The sequence below is a fragment of the Sphaerisporangium sp. NPDC004334 genome (genome assembly GCF_053602655.1).
The window spans coordinates 33,849-53,130 of record NZ_JBSGDZ010000023.1; the positions used below are offsets into that span (position 1 = coordinate 33,849).

Genomic DNA, 19,282 nt, shown 5'->3' on the forward strand with positions numbered 1-19,282 from the left:
CGATGACGCATGCCCGAAATGAGCGGACAGACCGCACCGGGATTCGAAGGAGTGCGCGAGGCGTTCGCGGCCAACCTGGCCGGGGGCCAGGAGGTGGGCGCGGCGGTCGCCGTCTACCTGCACGGCCGCAAGGTCGTCGACCTGTGGGGCGGCGTCGCCGACCCCGAGACCGGCCGCCGCTGGGAGCGCGACACCCTCCAGGTGGTGTTCTCCACCACCAAGGGGATCACCGCCGCCTGCGCGCACCTGCTGGCCCAGCGGGGCCGACTGGACCTGGACGCGCCCGTCGCCGAGTACTGGCCGGAGTTCGCGGCGAACGGCAAAGAGCGCATCCCCGTCCGATGGCTGCTCACCCACCAGGCGGGACTCCCCGCGCTCGACCACCCGATCACCCCGGCCGAGGCGATCGCCTGGGAGCCGATGGTGACCGCCCTGGCCGCCCAGCGCCCATTCTGGGAGCCGGGAACCGACCACGGCTACCACGGGCACACCTACGGCTGGCTGGTCGGCGAGGTCGTCCGCCGGGTGACCGGCCGCAGCATCGGCACGTTCCTCGCCGAGGAGATCGCCGCGCCGCTCGGCCTGGACCTGTGGATCGGGCTGCCGGAGTCCGAGCGGCACCGGGTGAGCCGGATCATCGCCCCCTCCTACGACCTCGACGCGCTGGCCGCCGTCGATCTGGACTCCCTGCCGGAGTCCGCGCGCGAGGTGATGCGCGCCTACACCGACCCCACGTCGCTGACCATGCGGGCGATGACCGTCATCACGCCGATGCCGAACCACGACGACCCCGCCGAGCAGGCCGCCGAGATGCCCTCGACCAACGGCATCTGCACCGCCCGCGCGCTGGCCCGCTTCTACGCCGCGCTCATCGGCGAGGTCGACGGGCATCGCATCCTGTCGTCCGAGACCCTGGCCGCGGCGACCAGGGAACAGGCCGGTGGCCTCGACCGCGTCCTGCGCGTGCCCGTCCGCATCGGCACCGGTTTCGGCCTGCCGACGCCGGACGCCTTCTGGTACAGCCCGACCGCCTTCGGGTTCCCCGGCTACGGCGGGTCGCTCGGCTTCGCCGACCCGGCGACCGGCCTGGCGTTCGGCTACGTCATGAACCACATTCAGGAGGGCGTGCCGGACCTGAGAGCCGCCACCCTCCTCGACGCCGTCCGAACCGCCATCAAGGCACAGGCCGCATAGCCCCGGAGCGCTCGCGGCCTCCGCGCGGCGCCGAGGCCATGAGGCGGGGATCGTGCTCTCCCCGACCATCAGACGGTAGGAGGCGCGCTCATCAAATGATCAACTCAAAGGGCGAACTTCCGGGCTTCGCCCATCGGGTGGTCAACTCACGCGGCGAACTTCCGGCCCGGTGCGTCAGCGCCTCGCGGGGGAGGTGCTTTCCCTGATCATGAGGTGGTAGGAGGCGCGGACCTCTTGCACGGGGTGGTCGAGGGGGCCGTCGAGGCGGCGTTTGAGCAGGTCGACGGCGACGCGGGCCAGCTCGTCCTTGTCGGGGGCGACCGTGGTGAGCGTCGGGGTGCTGAACTGGCCGTCCTCGATGTCGTCCACCCCGGCGACCGCGATGTCCTGCGGGACGCGCAGGCCGGCCGACAGGATGGCCCGCATCGCGCCGAGGGCCAGCAGGTCGTTGAAGCAGAACACCGCGTCCGGCCGGTCGGGGGAGTCCAGCAGCGTCTCCATCGCGGCGGCGCCTTCCGCCCGGCCGAACCGTTCGACCTCGACGACCGTCTCGGGCAGGCCGTGCGCCGCCATCGCCTCCCGGTAGCCCTCCAGGCGGACCGAGGAGGTGCCGCTCGGGGCGTTCTCCTGGGCGCCGAGCGCGGCGACGCGGGTGCGGCCGAGGCCGATCAGGTGCTCGGTGACCTCGCGCGCCGCGCGCACGTTGTCGATCGCCACGTGGTCGGCGGGGCCGTCGTGGATGCGCTCGCCGAGCAGCACCAGCGCGGTGTCGTCGCTGCGGGCGGCGAGTTCCTCCTTGCCGATGGCGACCGGGCTCAGGATGAGCCCGTCGATGCGGTGGTCGCGCACGCCGTCCAGCACCTGGCGCTCGCGTCCGAGGTCGCCGTCGGTCTGCTCGATGACCACGATCCACCGGTGCTCGGCGGCGGCGGCGATGACGAACCGGGACAGCTCGGCGAAGTACGGCTTGTCGATCTCGGGGAGGCCGAGCGCGATCACCCCGGTGCGGCCCTGGCGCAGGTTGCGGGCGGAGAGGTTCGGGCGGTAGTCCAGCTCCGACAGCGCCCGGTCGACCTTCTCCCGCGTGGCGGCGGAGACGTGCGCGTACCCGTTGACCACGTTGGAGACGGTCTTCACCGACACCCCGGCCAGGCGCGCGACGTCGCGCAGACTCACTCCCACGGTGCCTCCCACGTGGCCATCCTCCCCCGTCCCCGCTTCGATCTCCGCCTACGACGGTACCGGTCCTATCGCACGTAACAGCACGGTATCGGGGTGTTTGTGCCTGTTTACAACGTTGAAACAACGTTGTACAAATCCACGTACCACTGAACGCGCGATGACAGAGAGGTCGTGCCTTGGCTGCGGCTGCTCATATCTCCCTTGACCCCTCCTTCCGGATCGCCCCGGTGGAGCCGCGGCTGTTCGGCTCGTTCGTCGAGCACATGGGCCGCACGGTCTACTCCGGCGTCTTCGAGCCGGGCCATCCGCTGGCCGACGCCGACGGCCTGCGCACCGACGTGCTGGAGCTGACCCGCGAGCTCGGCGTGACCCTGGTGCGCTACCCCGGGGGCAACTTCGTCTCCAACTACCGGTGGGAGGACGGCGTCGGCCCCGTGGAGGACCGGCCGGCCCGCCTGGACCTCGCCTGGCGCAGCCTGGAGGACAACAGCTTCGGGCTCAACGAGTTCATGGCCTGGGCGGCCAAGGCGGGCGTCGAGCCGATGATGGCGCTCAACCTCGGCACCCGCGGCGTGGCCGAGGCGCTGGAGCTGGTCGAGTACGCCAACTACCCGGGCGGCACCCGCCTGTCGGAGCTGCGCCGCTCGCACGGCGTCGACAAGCCGCACGACGTGCGCCTGTGGTGCCTGGGCAACGAGCTGGACGGGCCGTGGCAGATGGGCCACAAGACCGCCGGCGAGTACGGCAGGCTCGCCGCCGAGACCGCGAGGGCGCTCAAGCGCTTCGACCCCGGCCTGTCCCTGGTCGCCTGCGGCAGCTCCAACAGCGGGATGGCGACCTTCGGCTCGTGGGAGGCCGAGGTGCTGGAGGCGACCTACGACATGGTCGACTACATCTCGCTGCACGCCTACTACGACCCGAGTGACGGCGACGCCGACTCCTTCCTGGCCAGCGCGGCCGACATGGACCACATGATCAAGTCGATCGCCGCGACCGCCGACCACGTGGGCGCCAAGCTGCGCAGCCGCAAGAAGATCAAGCTGTCGTTCGACGAGTGGAACGTCTGGTACCAGAGCCGCTTCAAGGGCGAGTCGTCCCTGGAGTGGGCCGCCCACCCCCGGCTCATCGAGGACGTCTACGACGTCACCGACGCGGTCGTCGTCGGCAGCCTGCTCATCACGCTGCTGCGCAACGCCGACCGGGTGGGCGTCGCCTGCCAGGCCCAGCTCGCCAACGTCATCGCGCCGATCATGACCGAGCCCGGCGGCCCGGCGTGGCGGCAGACGATCTTCCACCCGTTCGCGCTCACTTCCCGGTACGCCCGGGGCGAGGTGCTGCGGGTCGAGCCCGACTCCCCGCTCATCGAGACCGCCAAGTACGGCGAGGTGCCCGCCATCTGGGCGACCGCCACCCACGACCCGGAGACCGGCGAGCTCACGCTGTTCGCGGTCAACCGCGACCGCCACGGCGCGCTGCCGCTCGAGATCGCGCTGCCGGGGGACATGCGCGTGGCCGAGCACCTCGAACTGGCCGACGACGACCCCTCCGCGCGCAACACCGCGGCCGACCCCGAGCGCGTCGTCCCACGTCAGGGCGCGGGTGCCGCCCTGGACGGCCGGCGCGCCACGCTTACGCTTCCGCCCGTTTCTTGGACTATTGTCCGCTTTGCTCCCCTCACCGCCAGGAGTGCACGATGACCTCTCCTCTGTCCCGCCGTTCCTTCCTCGGACTGTCCGGCGCCGTCGGGCTGACCGCGACGCTGGCCGCCTGCGGCGGCGGCACCAAGATCGGCGCCGGCGGCGGCGCGCCCGCCTCGGCCGCGCCCACCTTCTCCGGCGGCGAGTACAACGGCCCGAAGGTCACCCTGGAGTTCTGGAACGGCTTCACCGGCGGTGACGGACCGCACTTCCGGGCCATGCTGGAGGAGTTCAACAAGCAGTACGCCGGCCGCATCGAGGTCCGCAACGTGACCCGGCGCTGGGAGGACCTCTACCCCGCGCTGCCCACCGCCATCGCCGCGAACAAGGGCCCGGACGTGGCGGTCATCCACATCGACTGGATCGGCACCTTCGCCGCCCGCTCGGTGCTCACCCCGCTCGACGACGTCGTGTCCGCCCTCAAGATCAGCGATGCCGACTTCATCCCCGCCATCTGGAACGCCGGCGTCTACGACGGCAAGCGCTACGCCGTCCCGCTGGACGTCCACTGCCTGGGCGACTACTGGAACGCCGGGCACCTGGACAAGATCGGCCTGAAGGACGCGCCCAAGGACAAGGCCTCCTACGAGGACGCCCTGGCCGAGCTGGCCAAGGCCGGCGTGGCCCAGCCGTTCTGGATGCCGAACAAGTGGCCGGCCCACCTGATGTTCATGTCGCTGCTGTGGCAGAACGGCGGCGAGCTGTACAGCCAGGACGGCGCCAAGGCCCTGTGGGGCGGCGCCGAGGGCGAGCAGGCGCTGGCCTGGATGATCGAGCAGATCGACAAGGGCCACAGCCCCGCCAAGGTCGCCATCGACAGCCAGTACGCCGCCTTCAAGAACGACAAGACCAGCTTCACCTGGGACGGCATCTGGCAGATCAACGACCTGAAGACCAACGCCCCGAGCCTGAAGTGGGGCCTGTCCTCGGTGCCCGCCATCGGCGCCACCCCCGCGGTGTGGAGCTCCTCGCACAACTTCGTCATGACCGCGCAGGCGGCGAAGGACGCCAACAAGGTGCAGGCGGCCAAGTTCTTCATCGACCACATCAGCCGCCAGTCCACCGAGTGGGCCAAGGCCGGCATGATCCCCGCCCGCAACTCCGTCCGGCAGGACCCCTCCATCGCCGACCTGCCGCAGATCAAGCTGGCCGAGAACCCCGACGTCTTCCGCTTCCTGCCCGCGCTGCCCGGCGTCGGCGACGTGCAGTCCAAGGCCCTTGAGCTGGCCGTGGCCAAGGCGGTGCTGAAGCAGGCCTCGCCGGCGGACGCGCTGAAGGAGGGCGTGAAGACCGCCGACCAGCTGCTGGCCGACAACAAGCGGAAGTACGGCCGGTGAGCGTGCTCACCCGCTCGCGCGACCTCGCGGGGGCGGCCGCCGCCCCCGCCGGGGCCGCGCGCCGCATGCGCTGGTGGACCCCTTACGCCTTCCTGGCCCCCTACCTGCTGCTGTTCGCGGTCTTCATGGTGCTGCCGATCGGCTTCGGCCTCTACACCAGCCTCCACGAGTGGGACATCAGCCTGCCGGCCAAGCCGTTCGTCGGCCTGGCCAACTACGCCGAGCTGTTCGATCCCGGAAGCGTCGACGGCTCGCGCTTCTGGACGGCGATGCGGGCCACCGGCGTCTTCACCCTGTTCTCGGTGCCCCTGCTCATCCTGCTGCCGCTGTTCGCGGCGCTGCTGATGAACGGGCGCTTCCGCGGGCGCAACCTCTACCGCGCCGTCTACTTCGCCCCCTACGTCCTCGGGGTCGCCGTGGTCGGGTTCGTCTGGCGGTACCTGCTGGACGGCAACATCGGCCTGATCAACCACTACCTGGGCCTGGACGTGCAGTGGACCACCGACGTGCCGCCCGCCTGGATCGCCCTCGTCGGGGTCACCGTGTGGTGGACGCTCGGCCTGAACGCCGTCATCTTCCTGGCCGGGCTGCAGGACATCCCGCGTGAGCTGTACGAGGCGGCGATGGTGGACGGCGCGGGGCCGGCGGCCCGCTTCCGGTCGGTGACGCTGCCGGGGCTGCGGCCGGTCATGGTCTTCGTGGTCAACGCCACGATCCTCGCCTCGGCCAACATGTTCGGCCAGTCGTACCTGATCACGGCGGGCGCGCCCGCCGACCAGACCAAGACGGCGATCTACCTCATCGCCGAGACCGGCCTGCGGCGCTTCGACATGGGGACCGCCTCGGCGATGAGCTTCATCCTCGCCGGGTTCCTCATGTGCGCCAGCGCCCTGGTCTTCGGCGCCTTCCGCGACAGGAGGACCTCGTGACCGCGCCTGCTCCGCGCCGGGTGCGCCGGGCCCTGCTCCACCTGGTGCTGGCCGTCGTCGCCGCGCTCTACATCAGCCCGCTGGTGTACATGGTGCTCACCTCGTTCAAGACCCGCGGCGCCGCCGGGTCCACCGAACCGCAATGGATTCCCAGCCCGGCGACCCTGGACGCCTACCGGGAGATCCTGAACAGCCCCGACAGCCCGATCCTGACCTGGTTCGCCAACAGCCTGATCGCGGCCGTCGGCCACGCCGCCCTGGTGCTGCTCACCGCGACCCCCGCCGCCTACGCCCTCGCCCGGCTGCGCTTCCGCGGGCGGTCGGCGATCTTCGCGGTGATCGTCGCGACGCTGTTCGTGCCGCCGGTGGTGCTGCTCATCCCGAACTTCCTCATCGTCAACGAGCTGTCGTGGGTGGACAGCCTGCCCGCGGTGATCGTGCCCGCGGCGGCGGGCGGCTTCGGGGTGTTCTTCCTGCGGCAGTTCTTCATCACGCTCCCGGCGGAGCTGGAGGAGGCGGCCGAGCTGGACGGGGCCGACCGCTGGCGGATCTTCACCTCGATCGCGCTGCCGCTGGCCAAGCCGGCGCTGGTCACGCTGTTCCTGCTGTCGTTCCTGACCAACTGGAACGACTTCCTGTGGCCCATCTACGTGCTGCTCAGCCCCGACTCGCTGACCCTGCCCGCCGGGCTCGGCAACTTCCAGAGCGCCAACACCATCCGCTACGACCTGCTGATGGCCGGCGCGGTGATCGCCAGCCTCCCGGTGATCCTGCTCTACCTGGTCGCCCAGCGCTGGGTCATCGAAGGCATCTCCCGCTCCGGCCTCAAGGGCTGAGCCCCGTCCGGACCTCAGGGCCGGCGCGCGGCCAGGCCTCAATGGCCGAGGCGTGGCCGTCCTCGCCCGTCAAGGGACCCCGTTCCCCGGTCACCTCAAGCGAGGAGGTGCCCACCCCTTGTCAGCGCCGGACGTCCGAGAGGATGATCGTGCCGGGACTGCGGGCTCGGCGGGCGGAGCGCACATGGGCGGCGGCAGCGGGCGGGATGGCGATCTGAGCCTGGCCGTGTTCGTGCTGCCCGACCCCGACGCCGACCCCGAACAGGCGGAACGGCTCGCCCGGCGGCTGCGCGCCGAGATCGCCGAGCTGGACGTCGAGTCGGCCGGCTGGGCTCCCGGCGAGGCGCCCCCGCCCGGCGCGAAGGGCGCCGACCCGGTCACCATCGGGGCCATCGTGGTGGCGCTGAGCGCGTCCGGCGGCGTCTTCGCCTCCGTCGTGGACACCGTGCGCGACTGGCTCGGCCGCCAGACGGGCCGCCACCGCGTCGTGCTCACCGTCGAGGGCGACACCATCGAGCTGGAGCGCGCGACGGCCGACCAGCAGCGCGACCTCGTCGAGGCGTTCCTGCGCCGTCACCCGGACCGTTAGACCCATGAGCCGGCGGCTGGCGCTCGTGATCGCCTGCTACGCGTACCAGGACCCGGGGCTGCGGCGTCTCACCACGCCGGCGCAGGACGCGGAGGCGCTGGCCGCCGTGCTGCGCGATCCGCGGATCGCCGGCTTCGAGGTGACGACGCTGGTCAACGAGCCGCACCACCGGGTGGGCGAGGCCATCGCCGGCCTCTACCGGGACCGCCGGCGGGACGACCTGACGTTGCTGTACTTCACCGGCCACGGGCTGAAGGACGACGCCGGGCGGTTGTTCCTGGCCATGGCGAACACCCGCCGCGACAGCCTGGTCTTCACCGCCCTGTCGGCCGAGCAGGTCGACCAGGCGATGGAGGGGTGCGCCTCGCGGCAGAAGATCCTCATCCTCGACTGCTGCTACAGCGGTGCCTTCCCTCCGGGACGCCTGGCGAAAGGCGACCCGGAGGTGCACTCGCTGGAACGCTTCAGCGGCCGGGGACGCACCGTCCTGACCGCCTCCGACGCCACCCAGTACTCCTTCGAGGGCGACCGGCTGCGGGGCGAGGCCGCGCAGTCGGTGTTCACCCGTCACCTGGTGGAGGGCCTGCGAGAGGGCTACGCCGATCTGGACGGGGACGGGGACATCACCGTCGACGAGCTGTACGCCTACGTCCACGAGCGCGTGGTCGAGGAGATGCCCCAGCAGCGGCCCAAGAAGCAGGACGACGTCGAGGGCCGCATCGTCATCGCCCGCAACGTCCACTGGACCCTGCCGCCCCAGTTGGGCGCCGCCCTTCGCAGCCCCATCGCGGCCGACCGGCTCGCCGCGCTCGACGGGCTCGCCCACCTCCATCGCATCGGCAACGACGTCGTCCGGGCCGCCGTCCGGGCCGATGTGGAACGGCTGACGGACGACGACAGCAGGCTCGTCTCCGGCGCGGCGCGGGAGCGGCTGGCGGCGCTCGCCGCACAGCCGCCCGGTCCGGTGTCCGGCCCCGCCGCACCGCGCGGCGCCCCGTCTGCCGCCGGTCCCGCGGCGGGCGCCGCCCGGCTGCGGCTCCGCCCGGAGACGAGCGCCGGGCGGGCCGGAGCACGACGCACGTGGGCGCCGCGCGACTGGCCGGCGGACGCCGCGCGGGGGGTGTGGCGGCACATCGGCGTGGTGGCGGGAGTCCTGGCGGTCGTGGCGGGGGCGGCGCTCGCGGCGGGCGAGGTGGCCTGGCACGGCGGACGCGCGGCGAAGGCCGCGTCCTCCCTGCTCGGTAACGGCTCGTTCTTCTCCGCCGGGCCGGGCCCGGGAGCCGTCCTCGCGTGGTACACCGCCGGCATGGCCCTGGTGGCGACGGCCGGAGCCGTGCTGGCGCTCCTGCCGCGCACCAGGTCGCTCGCCGGGCCGGGCGTGCTGGTCGGCGGCGGCGCCGCGGCTCCCTTCGGCCTGGCGTTCTTCGCCGGCGCCTTCTGGGGTGGCCCCGACTTCGGCGGCCGGCTGTGGGTCGAGATCGTGGGCCACGCGGCTCTGGCGCTGGCGGCGGTGTGCGCGGGACTCGCGCTGTGGCGGCACCCCGAGGCGCGCCTGCGGCTCGGCGCGCCCGGCGACCGGGTCCGGCGGACGGCGCTCGTGCTGGCAGTGCTCGGGACGCTGGCGCTGCTCGGCCAGCTCGCGGCCGTGTCCGCGGCGCGACGGGTGGAGGGCGACCTTGAGGTCTGGCTCGTCCCGCTCTGCGCGGCGGTGCCGGCCGCGCTCCTGGTGCCCGCCGGCGCGGTGGCCGCCACCTCGCGCCGGCTCGCGCGGTCCCTGCTCGCGGGGTGGGCGGCGGGCGGCGCGGCCATCCTCGCGAGCGTCTTCGCGCTCGCCTTCGGCCGGGACTCGATCGCGCCGGCTCCGGCCGTCGCCTTCGCCTGCACGCTGGCGCTCCTCGCCGTGGCGGCCCGCTCGTGGCCGGTTGTGGCGGCCGGGCCGGTGCCGCCTCCGCGACGGCACGCACGCGCCCTCCTGCTCATCGTGCCGCTGTTCGCCGCGCTGACCGCGGCGGCGGGGACGGCCGTCGTCGTGCGTTACGACCAGGTGCCCATCCTGATGAGCTCGGTCGCCGTCAGCCCGGACGGCGCACGCCTGTACGCCGTCGGGGACATCACGTTCACCGGCGGGACGCGGATGTGGACGATCGACGCGGCCACCGGGCGCGTCATCGGCGGGCCGGTCGCGCTCGGGAACGGCTACCAGGCCTTCTACCAGGTGGCGCTCACCGTCGACGGCCGCCGCGCCTACGTCACTCGTCAGGACACCGACACCGTCCGGACGGTCGACACCGTGACCGGCGCGGTCGCCGGCCGGCCGATCAGCGTGGGGAAGTGGCCGGCGGGCATCGCCATGGCCGGCGACGGCCGCCGCGCCTACGTCACCAACAGGGCGTCCGACAGCGTCTCGGTGATCGACACCGCCACCGGCGGGACCGTCGGCGACCCCATCCCCGTCGGCGACGAGCCCCTCGGCATCGTCGCCGCTCCCGACGGGCGGCGCGTCTACGTCGCCGACAGCGGGTCCGACCAGGTGTCGGTGATCGACACGGTGACCGGCCGCGCGGGTGCGCCCATCCCCACCGGCGACCGTCCCGGGGGCCTGGCCATCAGCCGGGACGGCGGGCACCTGTACGTCAGCACGGGCGGCATCTGGAATCTCACCGACGAGGGCTTCGAGGTGATCGACACCGCGACCGGGAAGACGGTGGGGAGGCGGCTGGACGTCGGCCTGCCCACCATGAGCAAGGGCGCTCTGTTCACCGGCTGGTCAGGCGTCGCCATGAGCCCGAACGGGGGTGAGGTGTACCTCACCGACGGCTGGTCGAACGCGGTCGTCACCGTCGATCTGGCCTACCACCGGGTCCTGCCCGACGCCATCAAGGTCGGCGAGCACGCCACCGCGATCGTGGCGAGCCCGGACGGCCGGTATCTCTACGTCGCGACCGCCGACGGCATATCAATCGTGGACCTGTCGACCAGGACGAGCGAACTCGTCACCGTCTTCGGCTAGCGCGAGCGTGGCTGCGGCCGGGTGCCGGGGCGGTCGCGGGTCTCCTCGATCGGGGTGCAGGGTTGCAGCGGAGGGGCGTCGAGGTTGCACGCGGCCTTGCGCTCGGGGGCGCGCAGCACGTTGGTCCGGATGGTGAGGAAGGTCAGTACGGCGGCGCAGGCCATCATCGCGGCGCTGATCAAGATCGCGGTGCGGAACCCCGAGGTGAAGGCGGTCGCCGAGGTGTAGGCGGCGCCGGTCAGCCCGACGAGCGGGGGGATGGCCGCGACGGCCAGCAGGCCGCCGGTGCGCGCCACCGCGTTGTTGACGCCGCTGGCCACGCCCGCGAACCGCTCCTCGGCCGTCGCCAGCACGGTCGCGGTCAGCGGCGCGACCGCCGCGGACGTGCCGAGGCCGAACAGCACGACCGGCGGCAGCACGTCCAGCAGGTAGGAGGCGCCCGGCCCGATGCGGCTCATCAGGACCAGCCCGCCCGTGCAGAGCAGGATGCCCACCGTCATCGGCAGCCTGGGGCCGATGCGCTTGGCGAGGTCGCCCGCGCGGGGGGACAGAACGAGCATCAGCAGCATGACCGGGAGCATCGCCGTCCCGGAGGCCAGCGGTGAGAACCCGGCGGCGACCTGGAGTTCGACGACCAGCAGGAAGAACACCACGCCCATCGCCGCGTACATGATGAGCGTGACCACGTTGACGGCGGTGAACTCGCGGGAGGCGAACACGCGGACCGGCACCAGCGCCGACACCGCCGCCCCGGCCCGCGAACGGCGGATCTCCAGCACGACGAAGGCGGCGCCCAGCGCGACGCCGGCCAGCGCCGACACCAGCGGGATCGCCGTCCCGCGCTCGATCAGCCCGTAGGTGATCCCGGCCAGGGCCAGCGCGGCGAGCATGGCGCCCAGGATGTCGAAGCGGCCCGCCGACGCCTCGTCCCTGGTCTCGGGCACGTGCCGGACGGCGGTGACCACGGTGAGGGCGGCGAGCGGCAGGTTGATCAGGAAGACCCAGCGCCAGCCCGCCGTCTCCACCAGCCACCCGCCGAGCAGGGGGCCGACGGCGCCGGCGACGCCGCCCAGGCCCGACCAGGCGCCGACGGCGCGCGGGCGGTCGTCGCGGGCGAAGGACGACTGGATGATGGCCAGTGAGCCCGGGGTGAGGAGCGCCCCGCCGATGCCCTGGAGGCCGCGGGCCAGCACCAGCGTCTGGATGTTGGGCGCCAGCCCGCACAGCGCGGAGGCCAGCGCGAACCAGATGACGCCGATGACGAAGATCTTGCGCCTGCCGTACCGGTCGCCGAGGGAGCCGCCGAGCAGGATCAGCCCGGCCAGGGTCAGGGTGTAGGCGTTCACCGTCCACTGGAGGCCGGAGATCGACGCGCCGAGGTCGTTGCCGAGCCGGGGCAGCGCGACGTTGACCACCGTGCCGTCGAGGAAGGCCATCCCCGAACCCAGCACGGTGGCGAACAGAACCCACCGGCCACTTGGGGATTTGATCCGGATTCCACCCTTTTCCATGCTGCCATCATGCTCTGCTCTTCAGCGTGCTCCGAACATCCGTCCTGCCCCACCCCGCCCGGGGGCCTAGGTGGTGCGCTTCTGTCGCGAACGCCGGTCCCGGCGCAGGAGCAGTGCGCAGAGCAGAGCGACCAGGACGGCGGGCAGCGGCAGCCAGGACATCCGCTCCAGCAGCCAGCCCGGTGAGTCAGGCGCCACGAGAAGGCCGGGGACGGCGGTGCCGAAGGGCAGCGCGGCCAGCAGGACCACGGTCAGCGCCGTCTGGTGCCACAGGAAGACCGTCATCGCGGACAGGTTGGCCAGGACGACCGCCGCCCACACGCGCGGACGCCGCATGAGGGAGGTCAGCGGCCGGTGCAGCAGCATGGCCAGGCCCACCTGGGCGATCCCGAAGCACACCGCGGCCAGAGTGGGCGGGCTCAGGTTGGACACCCGCGCCCCGGTGACTCCGATCATGCTCGCCGGGTAGCCGAACCCGGTGACCAGGATCACCGTCCCCACCGCCCCGCCCGCCAGCATCGCCGCCGCTCCCCACCCTCCGCCGAGCCCCGGCGCGTCACCGGCCCCGCGGGCGAGGCCGAGGGCGTACGGGACGAGCCAACCGGCGAGCACGTTGGTCCAGGTCGGCCACACGGGGCCGCCCAGGCCGAAGCGGACCACGTCCGTGACCAGCACCAGCACCACCGCCGCGACGGCCACACGGGCGGGCCGCACCCGGACCAGTAACGGAGTGACCGCGGTGAGCAGGCCGTACACGCCGAGGAACCACAGCGGGCCGAGGGCCGGCACGGCCAGAGAGCGCAGCGACCCCGGCGGCACGCCGGCCGCCGCCAGCAGGACCAGCAGCCCGGCCCATACCGCGAGCAGCGGCCCGGCCGGGACGAGCAGCCGGCGCAGGCGCAGGCGGACCCACTCCCCGGCCGGCGCGCGGCCGAGGCCGCACGCCGCCGCGTACCCGCCCACGAAGAAGAAGACGGCCAGCGTCTGGAGCACCCACGACAGCGGGACGAGGCCGGGCATGGCGGAGAGCGGGCTGGTGACCCGGAGATGGCCGAGATCGTCCACCACCCAGGCGGTCACCAGCCAGTGCCCCGCGATCACTCCAAGGATCGCCAGGGCGCGCAGCGCATCGGCTCCCCGGTCGCGCGTGGCCGGCGTGCCCGCCTCGATCCGCCCGGCGAAGGCGTCCCACGCCCGCCACCCCGGCAGCGCCGCCGGTGACGCGGGCCGCGGCCGGGCGTCAGGGGACGCGCATCTCGTCCGGATCGCCGCAAGCCTGGCCCAGATCCGTCCGGCCGGGTCGTGCGCCCGCGTCACGGCGCGCTCACTTCGGAGGCGCGGCCGAGCGTGATCAACGCCAGGTTCCGCAGGGACACGCCACCGGGCTGGAAGTAATCGCTGTGCCCGGCCGCTCCGGCCGCGAAGACGCGGGCGCCGAACGAGGGGCGCGCCGGGTCGGCGCCGAAACCGAGATGCCCGATGCGCACCGGGGGGACGAAACGCATCCAGTCATTCCCGCCGCGGCCGGCCCACAGCCGGGCCCGGGTGCCGAGATCCCCCGCCCGGCCGACCCCGAGGCCGGGGCTGCCGAAGACGGCCACGTCGGCCACGGGCAGGCCTGGCAGGGCTTTCGCGCAGACCACGGAGCCGTAGCTGTGGCAGAGCAGCGTCACCGGGGCAGAGGTGATCGAGCGGACACGGGCGACGGCGCGGCGCAGTTCTCGGGCGCCGTCTTCGGCGACCGCGTCGGTGGCCGCCGCGAGACTGATGGCCCGCGGGCTGTCGTACCCGAGCCAGGCGACCACCGCCGGCCGGGCCGCCGGATCAAGGCCCCGCACCTGCGTGATCAGGGCGCGCGCGGCGCCGCCCGGCGTGCTGTACGCCTTGCGCCGCCCGCCGTCGAAGGTGGCACGCGTGACGTCGGCGCCGGGCACGATGACGGCGACCCGGTCCGCCGTCGCCAGGTCGCCGAAGACCTCGGCCATCCGGTCGTCGGGAGTGGGAGCGAGCAGGGTGAGGACGCCGAGTGCGCCGGTGAGGGAGATCGCTGCGAAAGCGCTCCTGGCCATGAGGGAGCCTCCTGTCCAGTTCGCGGCGCGCCGCCGCGAACACAGCAGCAAGCTAGGAATCGCGATCGCTGACCCGCGTCCCCGCCAGGTGCGGTCTTCTCCGCTCCCGCCCCGGTACACGGCCGTGCGGCGCGATGGCACCACGGGGTGAGGCGGTCAGATCACCCCTGAGGGTGACGCCGGGTGGGGTCGTGGCTCGTACGCTGGGGCGGTGATCTCGCGTGCCTGGTCCGGGCTCGTCCGGCTGGCGTCGCCGCTGACCGCGGCGCTGGTCACCGGGACGGCGGAGCCCGCGGGCCCGCGGTCGCGGTGGCTGCGGCCCGCCGTGCCGGCGTGGGCGCGGTGGCTGCCGTTCGCCACTGTCGACCTCGTCGTCGTCGCCGACCTGGCGCTGGCCTTCATCCTGCTCGGCACAGGCGTGTCGTACCTGGAGACGGAGGCGGTGGCGTCCCACTTCTCCCCCGATGGGCCCGTCCTGATCGTGCTCGCCGCCGCCTACGCGGTGCCGGTCGCTCTTCGCGAGCGCTGGCCGGTGGCGGCGTGGCGGATCTCGGCGATGGCGGCGGTGGTGGGCGGCCTGGTCAACCCGCGCATCCTCGACGGCGCGATGGGCGGCGCCGCCGGCCACGGTGACGGCGTGATGCCCTACGTGGCGGCCCAGGCGATCACCTATCTGCTCTGCGCGTACTCGATCGCCGTGCGCGCGGATCGCGATGTCGCGATCGGGGTCTGGATCGTCTCAATGGTGGGTGCGTGGATCATCCATCCGAACTCGATGTTCCTTGCCACGGTCCTGGTGACGGTGGCCCTGTTGTTCGGCCAGAACATCCGGGCACGCAGGCGGGCGACCGGCCGGCTGGACGAGGAGCGGCGGCGCGGTGAGGAGCAGCGGGCGGCGCGCGTCGTCCTGGAGGAGCGCACGCGCATCGCCCGAGAGCTGCACGACATCGTCGCCCACCACATGTCGGTGATCGCGATCCAGGCGGAGGCCGTGCCGCTGCGGGCCCACGGCGACGTCGCGGCCCTGGAGGCGGGGCTGGCCGAGATCCGGGTGCTGTCGCTGGCGGCGCTCGCCGAGATGCGCCAGGTGCTGGGCGTCCTGCGTGGTTCGGACGGTCGCCGGGAGACGGCGCCGCAGCCGGGGCTGGACCGGATGGACGACCTGATCGGCAACGTCCGGGCCGCGGGGCTCGCCGTCACGGCCGAGGTGTCCGGGTCTCTCGACCTGCCGGCCGCGGTCGGCCTGTCGGCGTACCGGATCCTGCAGGAGTCGCTGAGCAACGCGATGCGGCACGCGCCCGGGGCGCCGGTGCGGGCCGAGATCGAGCGGACCGTCGCCGAGCTACGGCTGAGCGTGACCAACGGCCCCTCGGGCGCGCCCGCGCCCGGCACCCCGGACGCACCGGGCCAGGGGATCGCCGGAATGCGCGAGCGCGCCGCACTGCTGGGTGGCACCCTGGAAGCCGCGCCCATGGCGGACGGCGGGTTCTGGGTGACGGCCACCCTTCCGCTCGCCCCCGCCGAACCCGCCGCGCCGGAGGAGCCGTGATCCGTGTCCTGATCGCCGACGACCAGGGCATGGTCCGCACCGGCTTCACCACCTTCCTCGGCACCCAGCCCGACATCGAGGTCGTCGCGGAGGCCGTCAACGGGCAGGAGGCGGTGACGCGGGCAGGCGAGCTGACGCCGGACGTGGTGCTGATGGACGTCCGCATGCCAGTGATGGACGGCTTGGAGGCGACGCGCCGCATCCTCGCCGGGACCGCCACCAAGGTCCTGATCCTGACGACCTTCGACCTGGACGACTACGTCTACGAGGCGCTGCGGGCGGGGGCGAGCGGCTTCCTGCTCAAGGACGCCTCCGCACAGCAGCTCGTCGAGGCCGTGCGGGTGGTCGCCGCGGGGGAGGCGCTGCTGGCCCCGTCGATCACCAGGCGGTTGATCGCCGAGTTCGCCCGGCTCGGCGGGCCGCGGGCGCCGACCGTGAAACGGCTGGCCGAGCTGACCGGCCGCGAGACCGAAGTGCTGGCGCTGATGGCCCAGGGCCTGTCCAACGGGGAGATCGCCGGACGGCTGGTGGTGGCGGAGCAGACGGTGAAGACCCACGTCGGCCGCATCCTGGCCAAGCTCGGTCTGCGCGACCGTGCCCAGGCCATCGTCTTCGCCTACGAGACCGGCCTGGTGCGCCCCGGCGAGTGAACACGCGGCGAGGCGGCGGCCCCGCGTGATCACGAGGCGGCCCGTCGTTCCCGACCGAGGGGCTGATCGGGCGCCGCCGGGGTCCAGGCCACCGCCGGTGGCCGGCCGCGGTCGTCGTCCGAGTGGCCGCTCGTCATGCGCTGACCTGCGAAGACGTGTCTAGTGCGGTGCCGTTGGCGTGCGGGCGGGCAGCGCGTCCGGCAATGTCGATTACACAATTACGATCGCTGCAAGCGAACAAGCGCAGACATGGGAACAATCTCGGGCTCTTATTAATTGAGTCGATGTAACTCAACCCTTGGAGTTCGCATGAGTGAGAGCTTGATCCTTCCGGTGCTTCCGCTGGACGACGAGGTCGTCCTGCCCGGCATGGTCGTTCCCCTCGACCTGTCGGACGCCGAGGTGCGCGCCGCCATCGACGCCGCGCGGGCCACCTCCCAGCAGAGCAAGCCGCGCGTGCTGCTTGTTCCGCGCATCGACGGCAAGTACGGCGCCGTCGGCGTCTCGGCGGTCGTCGAGCAGATCGGAAGGCTTCCCGGCGGCGAGCCCGCCGCCGTCGTCCGCGGTGTCGAGCGGGTGCGCATGGGCTCGGGCACGACCGGCCCCGGCGCGGCCCTGTGGGTGGAGTCGACCCGCATGGAGACCGTCGCCGCCGACGGCCGCGCCGAGGAGGCGGCCAAGGAGTACAAGGCCCTGGCCACCACGATCATGCAGAAGCGCGGCGCCTGGCAGATCGTCGACGCCATCAACCAGATCGAGGACGCCTCGGTCCTGGCCGACAGCTCCGGGTACGCGCCGTGGCTCACCACGCCCCAGAAGGTCGAGCTGCTGGAGAACGCCGACCCGGCCGAGCGGCTGGCCCGGCTGGTCGAGTGGGCCCGCGAGCACCTGGCCGAGCTGGACGTCGCCGAGACGATCCGCAAGGACGTCCAGGAGGGCATGGAGAAGCAGCAGCGCGAGTTCCTGCTGCGCCAGCAGCTCGCCGCCGTCCGCAAGGAGCTGGCCGAGCTCAACGGGGACGCGGCCTCCGAGGAGGAGGACTACCGCGCCCGGGTCGAGGCCGCCGAGCTGCCGGAGAAGGTCCGCGAGGCCGCGCTCAAGGAGGTCGACAAGCTCGAGCGCACCTCCGACCAGTCGCCCGAGACCGGCTGGATCCGCACCTGGCTGGACACCGTGCTCGACATCCCGTGGAACGAGCGCACCGAGGACTCCTACGACATCGCCGCCGCGCGGGCGGTGCTCGACGCCGACCACACCGGCCTCGACGACGTCAAGGACCGCATCATCGAGTACCTCGCCGTCCGCAAGCGGCGCGCCGACCAGGGGCTCGGCGTGGTGGGCGGCCGCCGCAGCGGCGCCGTCCTGGCGCTGGCCGGCCCTCCCGGAGTCGGCAAGACCTCCCTCGGCGAGTCGGTCGCCCGCGCCATGGGCCGCAAGTTCGTCCGCGTCGCCCTCGGCGGCGTCCGCGACGAGGCCGAGATCCGCGGCCACCGGCGCACCTACGTCGGCGCGTTGCCCGGCCGCATCGTGCGGGCGATCCGCGAGGCCGGCAGCATGAATCCCGTCGTCCTGCTGGACGAGGTGGACAAGGTCGGCGCCGACTACCGGGGCGACCCGACGGCGGCGCTGCTGGAGGTGCTGGACCCGGCGCAGAACCACACCTTCCGCGACCACTACCTTGAGGTCGAGCTCGACCTGTCCGACGTGCTGTTCCTGGCCACCGCCAACGTCCTTGAGGCGGTGCCCGGCCCGCTGCTCGACCGCATGGAGATCGTGACCCTCGACGGCTACACGGAGGACGAGAAGGTCGCGATCGCCCGCGACCACCTGCTGCCCCGCCAGCTCGACAAGGCCGGTCTGACCTCCTCGGAGGTCACCGTCGAGGAGGAGGCGCTGCGCAGGCTCGCCGGCGAGTACACCCGGGAGGCCGGCGTCCGCTCGCTGGAGCGGGCGATCGCCCGGGTGCTGCGCAAGGTGACGGCCAACGCGGCCCTGGAGCAGGCGGCGCTGCCGGTGCACGTCGGGGCCGGCGACCTGGTCGGCTACCTCGGCAGGCCGCGGCACGTGCCGGAGTCCTCGCTGCCGGAGTCGGCGCAGCGCACGGCCGTGGCGGGCGTCGCGACCGGGCTCGCGGTGACCGGCGCCGGCGGCGACGTGCTGTACGTCGAGGCGTCGCTGGCCGACCCCGAGACCGGCTCCACGGCCGTCACGCTCACCGGCCAGCTCGGCGAGGTGATGAAGGAGTCGGCGCAGATCGCCCTGTCGTACCTGCGATCGCGCGGCGCCGAGATGGAGCTGCCGGTCGGGTCGCTGAAGGACCGGTCGGTGCACATCCACGTCCCGGCGGGCGCGATCCCGAAGGACGGCCCGTCGGCGGGCGTCACGATGACCACCGCCCTGGCCTCGCTGCTGTCGGGCCGCCCGGTGCGCTCGGACGTGGCGATGACCGGCGAGGTCTCGCTGACCGGCCGGGTGCTGCCGATCGGCGGCGTCAAGCAGAAGCTGCTCGCCGCCCACCGGGCCGGCATCACCACGGTGCTCATCCCGGCGCGCAACGAGCCCGACCTGGACGACGTGCCCGAGGAGGTCCGCAACGAGCTGACCGTCCACGCGGTGAGCGACGTGCGGGAGGTGCTGGCCATCGCGCTGACCCCGGCCACGGTGGCCGAGACCGCCGCCGTCTGACCTCGGCACGGCCCGGTCCACACGTCGGCCGGAGCGGAGGAACA

General features: G+C 73.0%; 14 protein-coding genes. 10 read left to right on the top strand and 4 right to left on the bottom strand.

Annotated elements, in window-relative coordinates; translation table 11 throughout:
• Positions 1-9: 9 nt before the first annotated feature.
• The gene (locus tag ACWEN6_RS28175) at positions 10-1,194 is read left to right on the top strand and encodes a serine hydrolase domain-containing protein (RefSeq protein ID WP_452574337.1); all 1,185 of its coding nucleotides are present in this window, start codon (positions 10-12) and stop codon (positions 1,192-1,194) included.
• Between the two features lie 174 nt (positions 1,195-1,368).
• On the opposite strand, the gene ACWEN6_RS28180 is transcribed toward ACWEN6_RS28175, so the two are convergent.
• The gene (locus ACWEN6_RS28180) at positions 1,369-2,388 is read right to left on the bottom strand and encodes a LacI family DNA-binding transcriptional regulator (RefSeq protein WP_452574339.1); all 1,020 of its coding nucleotides are present in this window, start codon (positions 2,386-2,388) and stop codon (positions 1,369-1,371) included.
• Between the two features lie 164 nt (positions 2,389-2,552).
• Between ACWEN6_RS28180 and arfA the strand changes: the two genes are divergently transcribed.
• The 6 genes from arfA to ACWEN6_RS28210 all read left to right on the top strand — a co-directional run bounded on the left by arfA (position 2,553) and on the right by ACWEN6_RS28210 (position 10,774).
• The gene (gene arfA, locus ACWEN6_RS28185; RefSeq protein WP_452574341.1) at positions 2,553-4,073 is read left to right on the top strand and encodes an arabinosylfuranosidase ArfA; all 1,521 of its coding nucleotides are present in this window, start codon (positions 2,553-2,555) and stop codon (positions 4,071-4,073) included.
• Positions 4,070-5,410, top strand: coding sequence for an ABC transporter substrate-binding protein (locus ACWEN6_RS28190; protein ID WP_452574343.1), 1,341 nt, complete (start codon positions 4,070-4,072; stop codon positions 5,408-5,410). The genes arfA and ACWEN6_RS28190 overlap by 4 nt, the downstream gene beginning before the upstream one ends.
• Complete coding sequence (locus ACWEN6_RS28195) at positions 5,407-6,339, top strand: carbohydrate ABC transporter permease (RefSeq protein WP_452574345.1); 933 nt, start codon at positions 5,407-5,409, stop codon at positions 6,337-6,339. The genes ACWEN6_RS28190 and ACWEN6_RS28195 overlap by 4 nt, the downstream gene beginning before the upstream one ends.
• On the top strand, positions 6,336-7,175 hold the full coding sequence (locus tag ACWEN6_RS28200) for a carbohydrate ABC transporter permease (RefSeq protein WP_452574347.1): 840 nt from the start codon (positions 6,336-6,338) through the stop codon (positions 7,173-7,175). The genes ACWEN6_RS28195 and ACWEN6_RS28200 overlap by 4 nt, the downstream gene beginning before the upstream one ends.
• Before the next feature lie 184 nt (positions 7,176-7,359).
• On the top strand, positions 7,360-7,764 hold the full coding sequence (locus ACWEN6_RS28205; protein WP_452574349.1) for an effector-associated constant component EACC1: 405 nt from the start codon (positions 7,360-7,362) through the stop codon (positions 7,762-7,764).
• Between the two features lie 4 nt (positions 7,765-7,768).
• Positions 7,769-10,774 carry a caspase, EACC1-associated type gene (locus tag ACWEN6_RS28210; RefSeq protein WP_452574351.1) on the top strand — a complete coding sequence of 1,002 codons (3,006 nt, stop codon included), beginning with the start codon at positions 7,769-7,771 and terminating at the stop codon, positions 10,772-10,774.
• Here ACWEN6_RS28210 and ACWEN6_RS28215 read toward each other — a convergent pair.
• The 3 genes from ACWEN6_RS28215 to ACWEN6_RS28225 form a co-directional block, all read right to left on the bottom strand.
• Entirely contained in the window at positions 10,771-12,285 is a 1,515-nt protein-coding gene (locus ACWEN6_RS28215; protein ID WP_452574353.1) for an MFS transporter, read from the bottom strand. The two genes, ACWEN6_RS28210 and ACWEN6_RS28215, sit on opposite strands and share 4 nt — an antisense overlap.
• Before the next feature lie 66 nt (positions 12,286-12,351).
• Positions 12,352-13,602 carry an acyltransferase family protein gene (locus tag ACWEN6_RS28220; RefSeq protein ID WP_452574355.1) on the bottom strand — a complete coding sequence of 417 codons (1,251 nt, stop codon included), beginning with the start codon at positions 13,600-13,602 and terminating at the stop codon, positions 12,352-12,354.
• The gene (locus tag ACWEN6_RS28225) at positions 13,599-14,354 is read right to left on the bottom strand and encodes an alpha/beta hydrolase (RefSeq protein ID WP_452574357.1); all 756 of its coding nucleotides are present in this window, start codon (positions 14,352-14,354) and stop codon (positions 13,599-13,601) included. The genes ACWEN6_RS28220 and ACWEN6_RS28225 overlap by 4 nt, the downstream gene beginning before the upstream one ends.
• A gap of 211 nt (positions 14,355-14,565) precedes the next feature.
• On the opposite strand from ACWEN6_RS28225, the gene ACWEN6_RS28230 reads away from it, so the two are divergent.
• The 3 genes from ACWEN6_RS28230 (at position 14,566) to lon (ending at position 19,238) form a co-directional block, all read left to right on the top strand.
• Positions 14,566-15,903, top strand: coding sequence for a sensor histidine kinase (locus ACWEN6_RS28230; protein WP_452574359.1), 1,338 nt, complete (start codon positions 14,566-14,568; stop codon positions 15,901-15,903).
• Positions 15,900-16,553 carry a response regulator transcription factor gene (locus tag ACWEN6_RS28235; RefSeq protein WP_354836204.1) on the top strand — a complete coding sequence of 218 codons (654 nt, stop codon included), beginning with the start codon at positions 15,900-15,902 and terminating at the stop codon, positions 16,551-16,553. The genes ACWEN6_RS28230 and ACWEN6_RS28235 overlap by 4 nt, the downstream gene beginning before the upstream one ends.
• Before the next feature lie 309 nt (positions 16,554-16,862).
• Positions 16,863-19,238, top strand: coding sequence for an endopeptidase La (gene lon / locus ACWEN6_RS28240; protein WP_452574361.1), 2,376 nt, complete (start codon positions 16,863-16,865; stop codon positions 19,236-19,238).
• The last annotated feature ends 44 nt before the right edge of the window (positions 19,239-19,282 follow it).

What these genes read in the sequence shown, in the direction of transcription:
- ACWEN6_RS28205 (WP_452574349.1), top strand. Translation starts at nt 7,360, where the DNA reads ATGGGCGGCGGCAGCGGGCGGGATGGCGATCTGAGCCTGGCCGTGTTC.
- ACWEN6_RS28210 (WP_452574351.1), top strand. Translation starts at nt 7,769, where the DNA reads ATGAGCCGGCGGCTGGCGCTCGTGATCGCCTGCTACGCGTACCAGGAC.
- lon (WP_452574361.1), top strand. Translation starts at nt 16,863, where the DNA reads ATGAGTGAGAGCTTGATCCTTCCGGTGCTTCCGCTGGACGACGAGGTC.
- ACWEN6_RS28175 (WP_452574337.1), top strand. Translation starts at nt 10, where the DNA reads ATGCCCGAAATGAGCGGACAGACCGCACCGGGATTCGAAGGAGTGCGC.
- ACWEN6_RS28225 (WP_452574357.1), bottom strand. Translation starts at nt 14,354, where the DNA reads ATGGCCAGGAGCGCTTTCGCAGCGATCTCCCTCACCGGCGCACTCGGC.
- ACWEN6_RS28215 (WP_452574353.1), bottom strand. Translation starts at nt 12,285, where the DNA reads ATGGAAAAGGGTGGAATCCGGATCAAATCCCCAAGTGGCCGGTGGGTT.
- ACWEN6_RS28190 (WP_452574343.1), top strand. Translation starts at nt 4,070, where the DNA reads ATGACCTCTCCTCTGTCCCGCCGTTCCTTCCTCGGACTGTCCGGCGCC.